Raw genomic sequence first — 14,544 nt, forward strand, 5'->3', positions numbered from 1 at the left:
GGCGACCGGGGGCTGACCGGGCGGCTGTTGGCGGCGCAGGCGGGTGGCGCTCTGGTGAGCGGGTTGCTCTACACCCTGGCGAGCGCGGGCGGGACCTGGCTGGCCGCGGTGTTCACAGCGGGTTATGTGCCGCTTCTTCTCGTGCCGTCACCGCGGCCGATGTGGTGCTACCGGCGGTCAGCGGGTTGGGACTACCGCCGCTGCTCTCACGCGGCGTTCCTGGCGGCCGATCGGCTGGCTCCGCCGGGAACGGCCGTGGAGGCGTTCGCTGGATCTTCACGGCGTTCACCGTGGTGGCGCGACCGGGGCGGCGCGACCGGGGCGGCGCGACCGGGGCGGCGCGACCGGGGCGGCGCGACCGGGCCGCTGACCGCGGCGCCGTCGGCACCGGGTTCCTGGTCGCGCCGGTGTCCGGCCTGCCCGCGGTGGCCGCCATGACCGCGGCGGCCTGGCCGCATAACCCCTGGACCCGTGCCCCCTGGGCCCGTACCCCCTGGACCCGTACCCCTCTGCGGTGAATTTTGAGCATTGTGGAGATAGCGCCGGGCGCGCGGATTCCGGCTTGCGAGGTAGCTTTAAGTATTCAATCCTGTTCATTCAGTCGTCAGATCTCGGACACGTCGGCGGGAGTGGGTATCAGTCGGGTCGATGCTTCCCGCATGAACGGGCTCGCCTCGCAAAAGGGGTGTGCGCGGACGACGAGGCAGGAAGGGGCCAGTAGTCTGAGGGCCGAAATCGGGTTCCGCACAGCAGGAGGCTGCACGGGTGGCCAGTGTCGCCGAGGTCAAAGCGGCCGTCGACGCCGCGCTCCAGCAGGTGAGCGAGGGGCAGGCGGCGATACAGGCAGCCCGGGAGAAGCTGGGCGAGGCCCAGCAGAGCCTGGCGGCGGCGCTCGACGGCAGCGGCAGCGACGCGGTCGGCGCGGCACACGCCTCGCTCTCCCAGGCCGACCAGTCGCTCGAGGAGTGCCTCGGCGCGACCGCCATGGCGGTCGAGCAGGCCGAGACCTACACGGCGATGCTCTGACGCGATGTCGCTGATTCAGGAACTCGGCGCCCAGCTCCGTGCCACGTCCGACGAACTGCCGACGGGGCTCGTCTCGGTGGCCCTCGAACGGCTGCGCAGCGCCACCGAGCTGCTCGCCTGGGTGCGCGAGGCGTCGGTCGACCCGGTCGGCGTGCCGCAGCTGGGCAACGCCACCGAGCACGCCGAACGGGCCGCCGCGGCGCTGCGGCTGGCCCAGGACGCCATCGCGACCTATCTGGCCTCCATCGGGCTGACCGGCGACGCCAGCGCGCCGCCCGAGCAGGAGTGGCGGGCCGGGCTGCGGCCGGCGCCTCAGGTCGAGCCGACCGACGCGGCCGAGCCGCCCGCCGAGCGGCTCGGGCCGTGGTGGCAGCAGCGGGTCGCCCAGCTGACCGGTGAGCCGGCGCCGGCCGAGGGTGCGGGCCAGGGTGCCGGACAGGGTGCCGGACAGCGCGGCGACACGGCCGATCTGCTGCGCCGGGTGGCCGCCGCGGTGCGCTCCGGGGACAAGGCGCAGGTCGGTCGCGACCTGCACGCCGCCAACGCCGCCACCGGGCTCGGGCTGGCCGCGGTCACCTCGCCGGTGCTGCACCGGCTCGCCGGTGACCTGCTGGGCCACGAGCCGCGACCGGACGATGTGGAACGACTGCGCACGGCCACCACCGGCCGGGTGCGCTCGCTGTTGCCGGGCACCTCACCGGCCGTACTGGACACCCTGCTGGCCCGGATCTGCCGGGCGCCCACGAAGCAGCAGCAGGGTCAGCCCGCCGCACACCCGGCAGACAACGCTGTCACCGCCGGTGTGCTGGCCGGGGTGCTGCTGGCCCGGCTCGGCCGGGACGCCAGCACCCTCGATCCGGACGCCCCCGAGCCGTTGCGCCGCCCCGAGGCCGCCGACGCCCGATGAGAACGAGTCATGGCTGATTCGACCGCACAGCAGGTAATGGACATCCGGGCCGGGTTGTCGCACGCCCTGGGCGCCGCCGAGACCGCGCTGGTCGCGGCCCGGGAGGCGTACACGACGGCCCAGGAACGACGGGAACGCGTGGTGGCCGCCGCCATCGCCCGGCGCCGCAGAGTCGCCGAGGCGCTGGACGTCCGCCTGCGCCAGATCGACGAGCAGCACCGCACCGACCTGGCGGCGCTGGCCGGCGCCGCCGCGGGTGCGGCCGACCGGGCGGCACCGGGAGCGGCCGGCGACCCGTGGGACGACTGGCAGCCGTCGCCGCTGGACCGGGCCGCCGAGCTGCGGGTGGGCCGGGTGCTGCTGCCGCATCCGGAGGAGGTGCCGGCGCTGGTCCCGCTGCTCGACCACGGCCACGTGGTGGTGCGCGGCGACCGGCAGATCGGCGACGATGTGGTGGCCGGGCTGCTGCTGCGGGCGGTGGGCACGGCCGCACCGGGCGCGCTCAAACTGATCGGCTACGACCCGGAGCACCTCGGCGGCGGGCTGGCCCGGTTCGCCACGCTCGCCCCGGCGGGGGTGCTCACGTTCGTGGGCCCGGGCGGGCTGGGCGGGCTCCTGGACGACCTGGTGGAGCACGTACGCCGGATCAACGAGACGGTGCTGGCCGGTGAGTACACGTCGCTGCGCGAGCTGAACGCGGCCACCCACCGGCGGCCCGAGCCGTGGCGGGTGGCGGTGCTGCTGGGCGCCGGCGAGCTGAGCCGGCACGAGCAGACCCAGCTCCAGCGGCTGCTGCGCACCGGGCCGGCCGCGGGCGTGCACCTGGTGATCCAGGGCATGCCGGTGCAGTCCGGTCCGGGTGTGGAGTTCATCACCGCGGCGCCGGACGATCGCGCCCGGGTGTCGGGTGCGGGTGCGTTGCCGGTACGGCTGGACGGCGGCCCGCCGCAGGCGGTGGTGGCCGCGGCCTGCCGCCGGATCGCCGACGCGGTCGCCGCGGGACCGGCCCCGGTCGCCCTGGACAGCCTGTTACCGCAGACGGACTGGCAGGAGAGCTCCGCCACCGGACTGACCGCGCCGCTCGGTGACGGCCCGCAGGGGACGCCGGTGGCCGTGACGCTCAGCGACTACCCGCCGCACGCGCTCATCGCCGGTCCGTCCGGCACCGGTAAGACCAACCTGATCTACGCCTGGATGGGCGCGCTGGCCGCCCGCTACTCCCCCGCCGAGCTGGCGTTCTATCTGCTCGACTTCAAGGAGGGGGTGTCGTTCGCCCGGTTCGCGCCGGGTCGGCGGGACCAGAGCTGGCTGCCGCACGTGCGCCTGGTCGGGGTGAACGTCAACACCGACCGCGAGTTCGGGCTGGCCCTGCTGCGCTTCCTCGGCGAGGAGCTGCGCCGGCGGGCCGAGGCGGCGAAACGGCACGAGGTCACCAACCTGGCCGAGCTGCGCGCCGAGGACCCGGAGGGCAGCTGGCCCCGGATCGTGGCCGTGGTCGACGAGTTCCAGGTGCTGCTCTCCGGCCGGGACGCGGTGGCGGGCGAGGCCGTCAACCTGCTCGAGGACCTCGCCCGCCGGGGCCGCTCGCAGGGCATCCACCTGATCCTGGCCAGCCAGGACGTCTCCGGCATCGAGGCGCTGTGGGGCCGGCCCGCGCTGGTGGCGCAGTTCTCGCTGCGGATCGCGCTGCCCCGGGCCCGGCGGATCCTGGCCGAGACCAACCAGGCCGCCGAGTCGCTGCCGCGCTATCACGCCGTGGTGAATGCGGACTCGGGCGCCACCGAGGCCAACCGGATCGTCCGGGTGCCGGCCGCCGGCGACCGGGACCGGTGGAACGCACTCCAGCACCGGCTGTGGCGCCGCCGCCCGGAGGGCCAGGGACCGCCGCGGCTGTTCGACGGCGACGTGGTGCCGTCGCTCGGCGAGAGCCCGGACTACCAGGGGCTGGCCCCGGTGGACGGCTCACCCGCGCCGGTGGTGCTGCTCGGCGAGACGATCGACGTGCTGTCCCGGTCGGCCCGGACCGTGCTGCGCCGCGCCCCCGGGCGCAACCTGGCCGTGCTCGGCACCCGGGTGGACGAGGCCTGCTCGGTGCTGGCCACCGCCGGGTTGTCGCTGGCCGCGCAGTTCCCGCCGGACGGCGCCCGCTACTCCATCCTCTGCCTCGACCCGGACGCCCGGACCGCGGCCGCGACACTCTGCGAGCAGTTGCCGGAGTGCGGCTGGTACGAGCCGGACAACGCGGACTGGCTGCTGGAGGACGCGGCCGCCGAGGCGTCGGCGTCCTGGCCGGCCGACCGGCCGCATTTCCTGCTGGTGTACGCGGCGGACGCGATGCCGGGTGGCAAGGGCGCGGCGGACCAGCTGCGCACCATTCTGCGGCACGGTCCGGAGCGGCGCATCCACGTGCTGGGCTGGTGGCGGGGCGCGGCACTGTTGCGCGAGGCGCTCGGCGGCCAGGGTTCGCGCACCGACGCGATCGGCGCCTGGGTGGCGCTCGACGTGCACGGCAGCGAGCTGGCGCCCTACTATCCGGGCACCGGGGCGCCCGCGTGGTACCCCCGTCCGTGGCGGGCGCTACATTTCGACCGCTCGGTGCATCGGGGCGCCGAGGTCATCATCCCCTACGGACAGTTATGAACAACGGAGTTCACACGACGGCGGCGGCGGACGCGCGGGGACGCGCGTCATGACGCAGCGCGATGTACAGCCGGCGGACTTCGAGACCGCCGACTACCGGGTGGTGCTGCGGCGGTTGGCCACCCTGGACGAGGAGGCCGCGAGCCTGCGCGCCGAGGCCGGCCGCTGGCACGACGGCCGGGTGGCCGCGGCCGACGACGCCGTCCGGCAGGCCGACCAGCAGCTGCGAGACGCCAAGCAGGCGGTCGCCGAGGCCCAGCGCAACCTGGAGGAGGTGGACGCGCGGGCCGCCGGGCTGTGGTCGGACTACGTGCACAAGGTCGGGCCGGCGGCGGAGCGCTTCGGCCGGACCGTGCCGCAGCCGGTCATCCCGCGGCAGCGCAGCGAGCGCAACGCGGCCGACTACCTCGACGAGGTGGCCACCAAGGTGAAGTACACCGAGAAGGCCCGGCCCCTGACCTTCGGGATCAAGCTGCTGTTCGGGGCGTTCGGGGTGGCCGGCGGCCTGGCCGGGGTGGCGGCCTACCGGGTGCTGCGGGCGAACGGCGGCAGCCAGACCGGCACCTGGAAGGACGCGCTGCCGGTGGTGGCGCTCGTGGTGCTGCTGGCCTGCCCGGTGCTGTCGGTGGTGGCCGCCAAGAAGGTCGCCGACCGGCGCGGCGTCGGCCTGGACGCCGCGACGGTCGCCACGATCCTGCTGGCCGGCATGATCACCGCGGGCGCGCTGCTCGGCGCTATCGGGGTGCAGTGAAGCCCGGCACCACCAGGGCCTCGCGCAGCAGGCGGCGGGCCAGCACCAGCCGGTCCTCGTCGGTGTCCAGCGGCAGGTCGCCGACCCGCACCGGATCGCCGCCGAAGGCCCAGCGCAGCGCCGGTGCGCAGTAGGCCGGGAAACGCAGGGTCCGGCCGGTGAGCCGGAGCACCACATGGTCGGGACCGTCCTCGACGAGCCGCCAGCGCAGACCGGCGCGCACCTCGACCAGGCTGTCCGGGCCGAGGCCGGCGGCGTAGTCGAGCTGGGCCAGCGGGGCGATCGGGGCGGGCCGGGCGGACGGCCAGTCGCGGGTGGTGAGCCGCTCGGCGATCTCGGCCGGGCCGGTGCCGGACAGCCAGTCGCGCAGCGCCTCGACGGTCTCGGTGAGCTCCGGCTCGATCGCGTCCGGATCGGTGACGTCGAGTCCGAGCGGGAGGGTGGCCCGCAGCCGCCGGTCCGCGGTGGCCGCCCGGAGCAGTTCCTCGACCAGGGCGTACCTGGTCAGGGCCCGGACGCCGACGGTGACGTGCAGCGAGCGGCCGCCCTGCGCCTGGGCCGAGTGCAGCCAGCCGCGGGGCAGGTAGAGGGCGTCGCCGGGGGCCAGTTCGACATCCAGGGCCGGCTCGCCCTCGGCGGTCGCGGCCACCTCGTCGGCGCGGCCGCCCCAGGCCTGCTGCTCCAGCGGGTCGGGCAGCACCGGCTCGTGGATGCGCCAGCGCTTGGTGCCGTCGATCTGCAGCACGAACACGTCGTGGGTGTCGTAGTGGGTGCTGAAGCCCTGGCTCTGCGGCGGGGTGAGGTACGCGTTCACCTGCAGCGGGCGGCGCAGGTCGGCGCCGAGCCGGCGGGTGAACTCGGCGAGCGGCGGCCAGATCCGGTGCAGGCCCTGCAGGACCAGGGTGGCGCCGCTCGCGTACAGGGCCATGACCTTGTCGTCGTGCACCTGGTCGGCGATCTCGGCACCGGCCCCGCCCGGGCCGGTGAACTCGGCGGCCGGCAGCACCTTGCCGTTCCGGGCCACCCGCAGAAACGGTGTGCGCAGGCCGCGGCCGCTGAGCAGCTCGTCAACGGCGTGCGGCGACAGCAGGTCGGCGAACCCGTCCGGGCCGGCCAGTTCGGCGGCCCGGCTGAGCAGCGGCGCCCGGCCCCAGTGCGCGGCGGCGAACTTGTCCGGTTCGGCCGCGATCACCCGGGCGAGCGCCGGGCGGTCATCGCCCGGCGCTTCGATCGTCATGCGGTGCTCTCAGACCGCGGCGCTGTCGGCGCCGCCGTCGTGGCCGGCCGGGTTCGCGCCGCCGTCGGCCGGTCCCTCGTCGGCCGAGCCGTCCGCGCCGCCGTCGTGGCCCGACGGGTTGGCGCCGCCGTCCGCGGGGCCCTCGCCGGTCGCGCCGCCGTCCGCGCCGCCGTCCTGGCCGGCCGGGTTCGCGCCGCCGTCGGCCGGTCCCTCACCCGCCGTGCCGGTGCCGCCGGTGATGTCCTCGTCGCTGAGTGACATATGGATCTCCCTGCTGTTTCCGGTGTTGCTGTCGGGCCACCGGGTACCCGTCGGTGATCACGTCTAATCCGCTCCCGGCTGGGTATCCGCTGACCGTGCTGATGATCGGTACCTCCGGATGGCAGTACCGGGACTGGCGCGGCCGCCTGTACCCGGCAAAGCTGCCGCAGCGGCGGTGGCTCGAGCACTACGCCGAGCGGTTCGCCACCGTGGAGGTCAACAACGCGTTCTACCGGCTGCCCGAGCGGCACACGTTCGAGCAGTGGCGGGAGCGGACGCCGGACGACTTCGTGGTGGCGGTGAAGATGAGCCGCTACCTGACCCACGTGAAGCGGCTGCGCGAGCCGGCCGAACCGGTCGCGCGCTTCCTGGACCGGGCCGCGGGGCTCGGTGCCAAGCTCGGTCCGGTGCTGATCCAGCTGCCGCCCACGTTGCGCGCCGATCTGGATGCGCTCGACGACACGCTGGGGCAATTCCCGTCCGGGGTACGCGTGGCGGTCGAGCCCCGGCATCCGACCTGGTTCACCGACGACTGCCGGAAGCTGCTGGAACGTCACGGGGCGGCGCTGTGCTGGGCGGATCGTCGCAGTCGTCCGATCACGCCGCTCTGGCGCACCGCCGAGTTCGTCTATCTGCGGCTGCATGAAGGCAGAGCAAAACCATGGCCCGGGTACGGAGCGGCGGCCCTGACCCGGTGGACCGCACGACTGTCCGAGGTCTCCTGCGCGTACGTCTTCTTCAATAATGATCCCGGCGGTGCGGCAGTGCGCGATGCCAGCACGATGGCCGCGAGGGCCCGCCGCCTAGGCGTCGCCGTTACCCGCACGCCCTAGTCGTTCAGCAACTCGATGAGGGTCGAGGCGTTGCGCTGGGCATAGTCGGAATAGCAGTTGTTCATGAAAACCTGCGTGTGCTTTGCCTCGTCGGCGAGTTTGCGCAGGCGCGGGGCCCACTCGGCGAGTTCGGCGCGGGAATACTCGTAGCCGAACTTCTCGTGGATGTCCTTGCTGGTCCACTTGTCGCTGTGGCCGTGGAAACGGACCACGGCCAGGTCGGCGGTGGCCTCCAGGATCGGCGGGACCGACGAGCGGTGGCCCTGCGGCATGTCGACGCCGACGAACGGCAGCCGGTGTCTGCGCAGGAACTCGATGGTCTCGTCGCGGTTGTCGCCGTCGAACCAGGACGCGTTGCGGAACTCGAAGACCGGGCGCATCGGCTTGCAGCGCGCGGCCACCTCGAGCAGATAGTCCTTGTTGGAGCGGCGGATGCCGAACCACGGCGGGAACTGGAACAGCAGCGCGCCCAGCTTGCCGGCCTCGGCGAGCGGCTCCAGGGCGGCGAGAAAACGGCTCCAGATCTCCTCGTACGTCTGGGGCGGTACGTCGTCGGGATAGACGTTGCGCTTGTCCGTCTCGGGACGCAGGTCCTTGTAGATCGCCGACACCTTCGTCGGGTGGCCGGTCAGCAGGCTGAAGGCCTTGATGTTGAAGGTGAAGCCGTCCGGGGTGCGCTGCGCCCAGAGCCGCGCGGTCTGCTCGGCCGGCGGCCCGTAATAGGTCGAGTCGACCTCCACCACGTCGAACTGCCGGGCGTAGTGGGCCAGGCGCTTCTCGGGGGTGTCGGCTGACGGCGGGTACCAGCCGGAAGCCAGCAGCGTCCGGTCGGTCCAGGAGGCCGTGCCGACCTTGAGCGAACCCATACCGCCAAGTTAGCCCTGATACGACGGGTCCGCCGCGCCAGGCGGCGGACCCCTCGTACGTTTGGCTAGCTCGCCCGGCGCTCGCGCACCTGCTTGCAGTTGACGCAGGTGGTGGCCGAGGGGAAGACCTCGAGCCGCTCCCACGGGATCGGGTTGGAGCAACCCTCGCAGTTGCCGTAGGTGCCGTCGTCGAGACGCTGCATGGCGTGCTCGGCCTGCGTGCGCCGGTCGAGCAGGGTCCGCAGCAGCGAGGTGGCGGCGTCCCGCTCCGCCGTCTTGGAACCGCTGTCCGCCTGGTCGTCGCCGGCCGCATCGCCGATCTCGACCAGCCGCAGCTTGTGGTTTTCCGCGAGGGCTTGTTCGTACTCGGCGTTCAGGGAATCGAATTTGGTCCGCAGAATCGTCCGGATCTGCTCGACCTCCTCCGCCGACCGGCCCTTGGCGGCACCCTTGCCCGTGATCACCGCTCCATTGACGAGCATGCGCTCCCCCTGCCCTTCCTCTGCCCCTGCCGGCGGGCCCCCGCGGGCCGGCTCCATCGCACCGTGGAGCCGGCAGATACCCGCCGCCGGAGATCCCAAACGAGGTCTCCGCTAAAAAAGTAACCGGAGCATAACTGTCAGTGGTCGAATCCGCCACGGACTCGCTTCAGGAACGTTCCAGGACCACCGCGGGACGCCGGGGATCGTCGAGGCGGACCACCACGTCGGCGAACGCCGCGGGGTCCACCTCCTGCGCATAGCGGTCGAACGCCGGCAGGGTCCACGCCTCGGCAGGTGGGGTGCGCCGGTCGAGGGCCGCGCGGGACAGCTCCAGGTGCACCGTGAAGTCGAACGCGAGACCGCCGCCGAGCAGCAGCGGACCGCTCACCAGGACCACGGCACCGGGCGGCAGATCGTGGTATGGATCACGCGCGGCGCGGTCGGTGCCGGCGTTCCAGAGCCGGGTGAGGATGCGGCCGGAGCCGTCCGGTCCGGCCGGGTCGAGGACCTCACGGGCCAGGCCGGACTCGTCGAACCAGCCGGCGTAGAACGTGTCCGGGTTGTGCCGGCCGAACTCGAGGCGCAGCGACGCGGGCCGCAGGAAGTCGGCGGTATCCACGCGTACCGCCGGGCGGCCGCGCACCCGCAGCGGGTCGACCAGGGCGTCGGCGAGACGGCCCGGCCCGGCGGCGGCCGGTCCGTCGACCGCCACCCGCAGCCAACTGTCGGGTTCACGACTGATCAGCTCGTCGGCGATCTCGTCGACCAGGCCGTCGAGGGAGACCGGGCGGACGCGCACGCTACTCCTGGGCTGAGATCACCACTCGGGCGTCGTCGGACAGGCGGTAGCCCACACCGTACACGGTGGTGATCACCGGGTGGCAGTTGCCGAGTTTGAGCCGCAGCCGCCGGACGTGCACGTCGACCGTGCGCTCGCCGGTGTGCTCGTAGCCCCAGACGCCGGCCAGCAGCTGACCCCGGGTGAACACCCGGCGCGGCCGCTCGGCGAGGAACAGCAGCAGGTCGAACTCGAGCCGGGTGAGCGGCAGCGGCTCGCCGTCCAGCAGCACCTGCCGGGACGCGGTGAGCAGGCGCACCTCGGGACCGTTCGGCACCGGTTCATCGCGGACCGGCAGTTCCGGCTCGACGGTGATGGTGCCCTGGCTGATCTCGACGAGTTCGCGGACCGCCTCGATCAGCCGGTGCGCCTGCGGGGTGAACGCGTCGGTGGTGAGCGGAATAGCGACCGTCACGGTCAATGCGGGGTCGGAGGGCCGGCGATTCGCGGAACCGCGTCCCGGTCCGGTGAGATGGCGGGTGGTACGAGGCGACAGAGCGCTGACCGGCATAGTGAACGAGCCCCCTGAAATTGCAAAGGTCGGTAACCGTATACGACCGATCACCCTCCGTAAATCCGCGGAGAATGTTTCCGCCACCCCTACTGCCGGGTCAAGTAAGCAACCACACTGTGGGAAAAACGTTCCACAACGGCTTTGACAGTGGCAAATGCATTCTGCGAACAGATTCTGTCAGGCTCATTAAATATTGCCGAACTCGGAGACCGGCATCTAAATAAGTTTTGCCTGGTCAGGATGCGTGTCCGCGATCACGGTGTCGACCGTCACGACGCAATGCCGTGAGACGCTTACCACATCGGCCGCAGCACAGCCAGAAAGAATTCTTGGCGTCTCCTGAGAGGACGCCGAAAGTGTAGAACCAAAAATGGATGCCGCGCGGCGCATACGTGGCGCCGCGCGGCATCCGGGCGATCAGTTGCCGGCGGTCAGGCGACGGCCCACGGCCGCGATGAGCCGGTCCAGTTCGGAGCCGAACGGGTTGTCGTGAACCAGATATGTCCAGGTCGCGCTCGGCCGCACGATCTCGGCGCGTTCCGGTTGCCAGCCCTCGCTGAGATCGGCTTCCTCGAACGTCTCGATGGTGCGGGCCTCGATTTTGGTGAACAGATCCTGGAATGCCGGCACCGCGGCCCGGTGGAACTCGTCGAGCGGGTCGAGCTTGCCCAGCGCGCGCAGGTGCACGCCCTCGCGGACCTCGCTCAGCTCGGCCAGGTGCTCGGCCCAGAGCCGGTCCAGGTGGTACAGGGCGATGGCCCGGCCGGCGTCGGACAGCACGTCCTCGTCGGTCTCCTTGGCCTTCTCCGGCGAGCGCTCGAGGAGCATGATCGCGGCGACCTCGGAGGTGAGCAGCCGCTCGCGGCGCTCGGCCAGCGCGATCCGCTGCTGCTCGATCACGACGCTGTACCGCCAGGTGTTGCGGTGGATCTCGTGGTTGACGCCCTCGGCGACCCGCTGAGCGTGCTCGACGGCATAGTCCACCTGGTCGTCGTGCACGACGCCGTCCATGTCCATCCGCGGCGAGGACGGCAGGATATCGCCGGCGTGCCGGGTGACCAGCTCGTCCTCGAGACTCACGAAGAACACCGAGCCGCCCGGGTCGCCCTGCCGGCCGGCCCGGCCGCGGAGCTGGTCGTCCACCCGGCGGCTGTCGTGCCGGCCGGAGCCGATCACGTAGAGGCCGCCGAGCTCGACCACCCGGTCGCGGTCCTTCTCGTCGCTGCCGCCCAGCCGGATGTCGACACCGCGACCGGCCATCTGGGTCGAGACGGTGACCGCGCCGACCGCGCCGGCCTCGGCGATGATGGTGGCTTCCTCGGCGTCGTTCTTGGCGTTCAGTACGTTGCACGGGATGCCGGCCGCGGCCAGCTGCTTGGCCAGCAGTTCGGACGCCTTGACGTCGAGCGTGCCGATCAGCACCGGGCGGCCCTTGTCGTGGGCGATCTGGATCTCCTCGACCAGCGCCCGGTCGCGGTCGTCGTGCACCGAGTAGATGCGGTCCGGCTCGTCGTCGCGGATGTTCTCGGCGTTCGACGGGATGACCGCGACCTCGAGCTTGAAGTACTCCCGGAGCTGCTCGCCGACGTGCACCGCGGTCGCGGTCATGCCACAGACGGTGGCGTAGAGCGCGATGTAGGCCTGCACGGTAATCGTGTCGAGGACCTCGCCCTCGGCGGTGGCGCTCAGCCCCTCCTTGGCCTCCACGGCCGCCTGCAGGCCGTCCGGCCAGCGGCGGCGCTGGGCCACCCGGCCGCGCATCTCGTCGATCAGCTCGACCGAGCCGTTGCGGACGATGTAGTCGACGTCGCGGCGCAGCAGCGCGTGCGCGTGCAGCGCCACGTTGACCGCGGACAGGTGCTCGACCTGGTCGTCGGCGTACAGGTCGACGCCGCCCAGCTTCTCCTCGACGCGCTGGAGACCGGCCTCGGTGAAGGCCACGCTGCGGCCGTCGTCGGCCACCTCGAAGTCCTTGCCGGAGCGCAGGTCACGGACCAGCTCGGCGGCCTCGTGCACCGGGTCGCTCTCGGTGGTGATGCTGCCGGCCAGCACCATCGGCACCCGGGCCTCGTCGATCAGGATCGAGTCGGCCTCGTCGACGATCGCGGTGGCCAGCTCGCGCTGCACCCGGTCGGTCACGTCGGTGACCAGCTGGTCGCGCAGGTAGTCGAAGCCGGCCTCGCTGACCGAGACGTAGGTGACGTCGGAGAGGTAGGCCGCGCGGCGCTCCTCCGGGGTGGAGGTCTCGGTGACCCAGCCGACGGTGAGGCCGAGCCGGGTGTAGACCGGCTCCATCCACTCCGCGTCCCGGCGGGCCAGATAGTCGTTGACGGTGAGGACGTGCACCGGGCCACGGCCGAGGCGCACGTGACCGTAGGCCGCGATGGCAGCGGTCAGGGTCTTGCCCTCACCGGTGGCCATCTCGGCGACCTTGCTGGAGAGAAGGGCCATGGCACCGAGGAGCTGTACGTCGTACGCCCGCTGGTCGAGGGCGCGGCGAGCCGCCTCGCGGCCGATCGCGGACACCTCGGTGAAATCGCTCGCTTCCTGGGCGGCCGCGGTCAGCGCCTCGTCATCGAGTTCGCGCAGCGCCTCCTCACGAGCTTCGATGGCTGGCAGGCGCTTCCGGAACGGCGCAAGGTCGACCGTCGTGCCCGGACGCTGCAAAAACTTGCGAAACCGGCTCTTCAGCCGCTGCGACACACCCATGGCGCGCAACGGTACTTTATTTTCCTGAGAGGGTGGTGGACGCCTCCCGTCCACCTTTCCGCGGCCGCCTCTGCCATCCCTGGTGCCTGACGTTTGCCGGGCCCCGACTCCGGGCACTGATCTGCACGAGACCCAGGGGAGGGAGACGAATTGCCTGGCCAACTCGTCTGCCGCCCGGAGAGGGACCGGCCGGTGGCGGTGTTGCGAGTCAACGGCACCCTCGACCCGGTCACCGGCGACGCCCTGCAGCAGGCGATCCGGCGCAGCCTCGCAGTGCAACCCACCCGGCTGCTGATCGACGTGACGCAGGTGCGCATCGGCGACCCGCTGGGCCTGGCCGCCCTCAGCGCCGTGGTCTGCCAGACCCAGGACTGGCCGAGCGTACCCATCGTGCTCTGCGGCGCCGACGAGGAGACTGCGGCCGCGATCGCGGCGGTACCCGACTGCTCGGGTCTCGACTACGCACCCGACTGCGAGAAGGCTTTGGCGGAGGCCCGCATGGAACCCGAACCCCCCAAGATCCGGGTACGCCTGCGGCCGGTGCCGGACGCCTGCCGCGAGGTCCGGCAGCTGGTCACCCAGGCCTGCGAACGCTGGAACCGCTCCGACCTGGTCGCCACGGCCACCCTGGTCGCCACCGAACTGGTCGCGAACGTGGTGCGGCACGCGCACACCACGATGGAGTTCACGCTGTCCCTGCGCAACGGCCGGGTCAGCATGAGCGTCCGGGACGGCAGCCGGCGGATGCCGAAGCCGGGCGACCCCGGTCTCAGCTCGGCGGGCGGCCGCGGCCTGCGCCTGGTGCGTGATCTCACCGAGGCGTGGGGCGTCCTGCCGGTCAGCGACGGCAAGGTGGTGTGGACCCAGCTGGGCGCGGCCTGAGGGCCTCCTGGGCGCTCCTCGCGCCCCTCACCCTCGGCGCGCCCCTCACCCTCGGCGCGCCCCTCGCCCTCGGCGCGCCCCTCACCCTCGGCGCGCTAGGTCGCGATCTTGGAGAGTTCACGTTCGACACCACCAGAAACTCTCCCACCCCTACCGCCGCCTCGCCATTATGAGCGGTAATAGGGCTTTTGTACCGGCTGATCTGGATGGACCGGCGGCTCATCGTCCGCATTGCGGGAGCACGTCCCGGTATCCGGCGACCCTCGCAGCGTGGCGCACACTGGTTCGCAAATGGCGGAAATCAGGATTTCCTAGTTGCCGCCTGCCTGGTTCTGGTCGGGCTGGTCGGTGCCGGCGATCGGGCGGTTGAGCTGGCCCATCTGCGGGGGCTCCAGGGGTGGGCGGTTGCGGCGCTTGGTGGCCGGCGCAGACAGCGGCGGCTGGTTGGGCATGGTGGCGCCGTCGGCGGACGGGGGCTCCAGGGGCGGGCGGTTGGGGCGCGGGGTGCCGGGACCGCTCGGAACGCCGGGGGCCGGGCCGCTCGGTGCTGCCTGCCCCGGTCCACCCAGCTGACCCGGCCGGCCCGAACCACTCGGCT

General features: G+C 72.3%; 14 protein-coding genes and 1 pseudogene. 7 read left to right on the forward strand and 8 right to left on the reverse strand.

Translation table 11 applies throughout. From position 1 onward, the window contains the following. The first annotated feature begins 290 nt into the window (after positions 1–290). The 5 genes from Ari01nite_RS12990 (at position 291) to Ari01nite_RS13010 (ending at position 5,324) form a co-directional block, all read left to right on the forward strand. The gene (locus Ari01nite_RS12990; protein ID WP_203781452.1) at positions 291–518 is read left to right on the forward strand and encodes a hypothetical protein; all 228 of its coding nucleotides are present in this window, start codon (positions 291–293) and stop codon (positions 516–518) included. Between the two features lie 247 nt (positions 519–765). Continuing rightward, complete coding sequence (locus Ari01nite_RS12995) at positions 766–1,026, forward strand: hypothetical protein (protein ID WP_203781453.1); 261 nt, start codon at positions 766–768, stop codon at positions 1,024–1,026. Positions 1,027–1,030: 4 nt separating this feature from the next. Further along, the gene (locus tag Ari01nite_RS13000; RefSeq protein ID WP_203781454.1) at positions 1,031–1,933 is read left to right on the forward strand and encodes a hypothetical protein; all 903 of its coding nucleotides are present in this window, start codon (positions 1,031–1,033) and stop codon (positions 1,931–1,933) included. A gap of 9 nt (positions 1,934–1,942) precedes the next feature. Beyond that, the gene (locus Ari01nite_RS13005) at positions 1,943–4,573 is read left to right on the forward strand and encodes an FtsK/SpoIIIE domain-containing protein (protein WP_203781455.1); all 2,631 of its coding nucleotides are present in this window, start codon (positions 1,943–1,945) and stop codon (positions 4,571–4,573) included. A gap of 49 nt (positions 4,574–4,622) precedes the next feature. After that, positions 4,623–5,324: a hypothetical protein gene (locus tag Ari01nite_RS13010; RefSeq protein WP_203781456.1), complete on the forward strand. Its 702-nt coding sequence runs from the start codon at positions 4,623–4,625 to the stop codon at positions 5,322–5,324. On the opposite strand, the gene Ari01nite_RS13015 is transcribed toward Ari01nite_RS13010, so the two are convergent. Both Ari01nite_RS13015 and Ari01nite_RS13020 read right to left on the reverse strand, forming a co-directional pair. Beyond that, a complete protein-coding gene (locus Ari01nite_RS13015; RefSeq protein ID WP_203781457.1) occupies positions 5,308–6,561 on the reverse strand; it encodes a cupin domain-containing protein in 1,254 nt (417 codons plus the stop codon). The genes Ari01nite_RS13010 and Ari01nite_RS13015 overlap by 17 nt on opposite strands. A 9-nt stretch (positions 6,562–6,570) precedes the next feature. Continuing rightward, complete coding sequence (locus tag Ari01nite_RS13020) at positions 6,571–6,822, reverse strand: BatC protein (protein ID WP_203781458.1); 252 nt, start codon at positions 6,820–6,822, stop codon at positions 6,571–6,573. Between the two features lie 101 nt (positions 6,823–6,923). On the opposite strand from Ari01nite_RS13020, the gene Ari01nite_RS13025 reads away from it, so the two are divergent. Beyond that, entirely contained in the window at positions 6,924–7,655 is a 732-nt protein-coding gene (locus Ari01nite_RS13025) for a DUF72 domain-containing protein (RefSeq protein ID WP_239162713.1), read from the forward strand. On the opposite strand, the gene Ari01nite_RS13030 is transcribed toward Ari01nite_RS13025, so the two are convergent. The 5 genes from Ari01nite_RS13030 to secA2 all read right to left on the reverse strand — a co-directional run bounded on the left by Ari01nite_RS13030 (position 7,652) and on the right by secA2 (position 13,064). After that, complete coding sequence (locus tag Ari01nite_RS13030) at positions 7,652–8,521, reverse strand: DUF72 domain-containing protein (RefSeq protein WP_203781460.1); 870 nt, start codon at positions 8,519–8,521, stop codon at positions 7,652–7,654. The two genes, Ari01nite_RS13025 and Ari01nite_RS13030, sit on opposite strands and share 4 nt — an antisense overlap. A 65-nt stretch (positions 8,522–8,586) precedes the next feature. After that, positions 8,587–9,003 carry a TraR/DksA family transcriptional regulator gene (locus tag Ari01nite_RS13035; protein WP_203781461.1) on the reverse strand — a complete coding sequence of 139 codons (417 nt, stop codon included), beginning with the start codon at positions 9,001–9,003 and terminating at the stop codon, positions 8,587–8,589. Positions 9,004–9,169: 166 nt separating this feature from the next. Continuing rightward, positions 9,170–9,802, reverse strand: a complete 633-nt coding sequence (locus Ari01nite_RS13040) for a nucleoside/nucleotide kinase family protein (RefSeq protein ID WP_203781462.1) — start codon at positions 9,800–9,802, stop codon at positions 9,170–9,172. Between the two features lies 1 nt (position 9,803). Beyond that, entirely contained in the window at positions 9,804–10,256 is a 453-nt protein-coding gene (locus Ari01nite_RS13045) for a winged helix-turn-helix domain-containing protein (RefSeq protein WP_438872165.1), read from the reverse strand. A 516-nt stretch (positions 10,257–10,772) separates the two neighbouring features. Then, positions 10,773–13,064, reverse strand: coding sequence for an accessory Sec system translocase SecA2 (gene secA2 / locus Ari01nite_RS13050; protein WP_203781464.1), 2,292 nt, complete (start codon positions 13,062–13,064; stop codon positions 10,773–10,775). A 192-nt stretch (positions 13,065–13,256) separates the two neighbouring features. Here secA2 and Ari01nite_RS13055 point away from each other — a divergent pair, with 192 nt between their 5' ends. Beyond that, positions 13,257–13,946: an ATP-binding protein gene (locus Ari01nite_RS13055; protein ID WP_239162712.1), complete on the forward strand. Its 690-nt coding sequence runs from the start codon at positions 13,257–13,259 to the stop codon at positions 13,944–13,946. Between the two features lie 311 nt (positions 13,947–14,257). Here the strand turns inward: Ari01nite_RS13055 and Ari01nite_RS13060 are convergent. Next, positions 14,258–14,544, reverse strand: a pseudogene (locus tag Ari01nite_RS13060) (hypothetical protein); the annotation flags it as partial.

Source organism: Paractinoplanes rishiriensis, assembly GCF_016862375.1.
In the GTDB taxonomy this organism is placed as follows: domain Bacteria; phylum Actinomycetota; class Actinomycetes; order Mycobacteriales; family Micromonosporaceae; genus Actinoplanes; species Actinoplanes rishiriensis.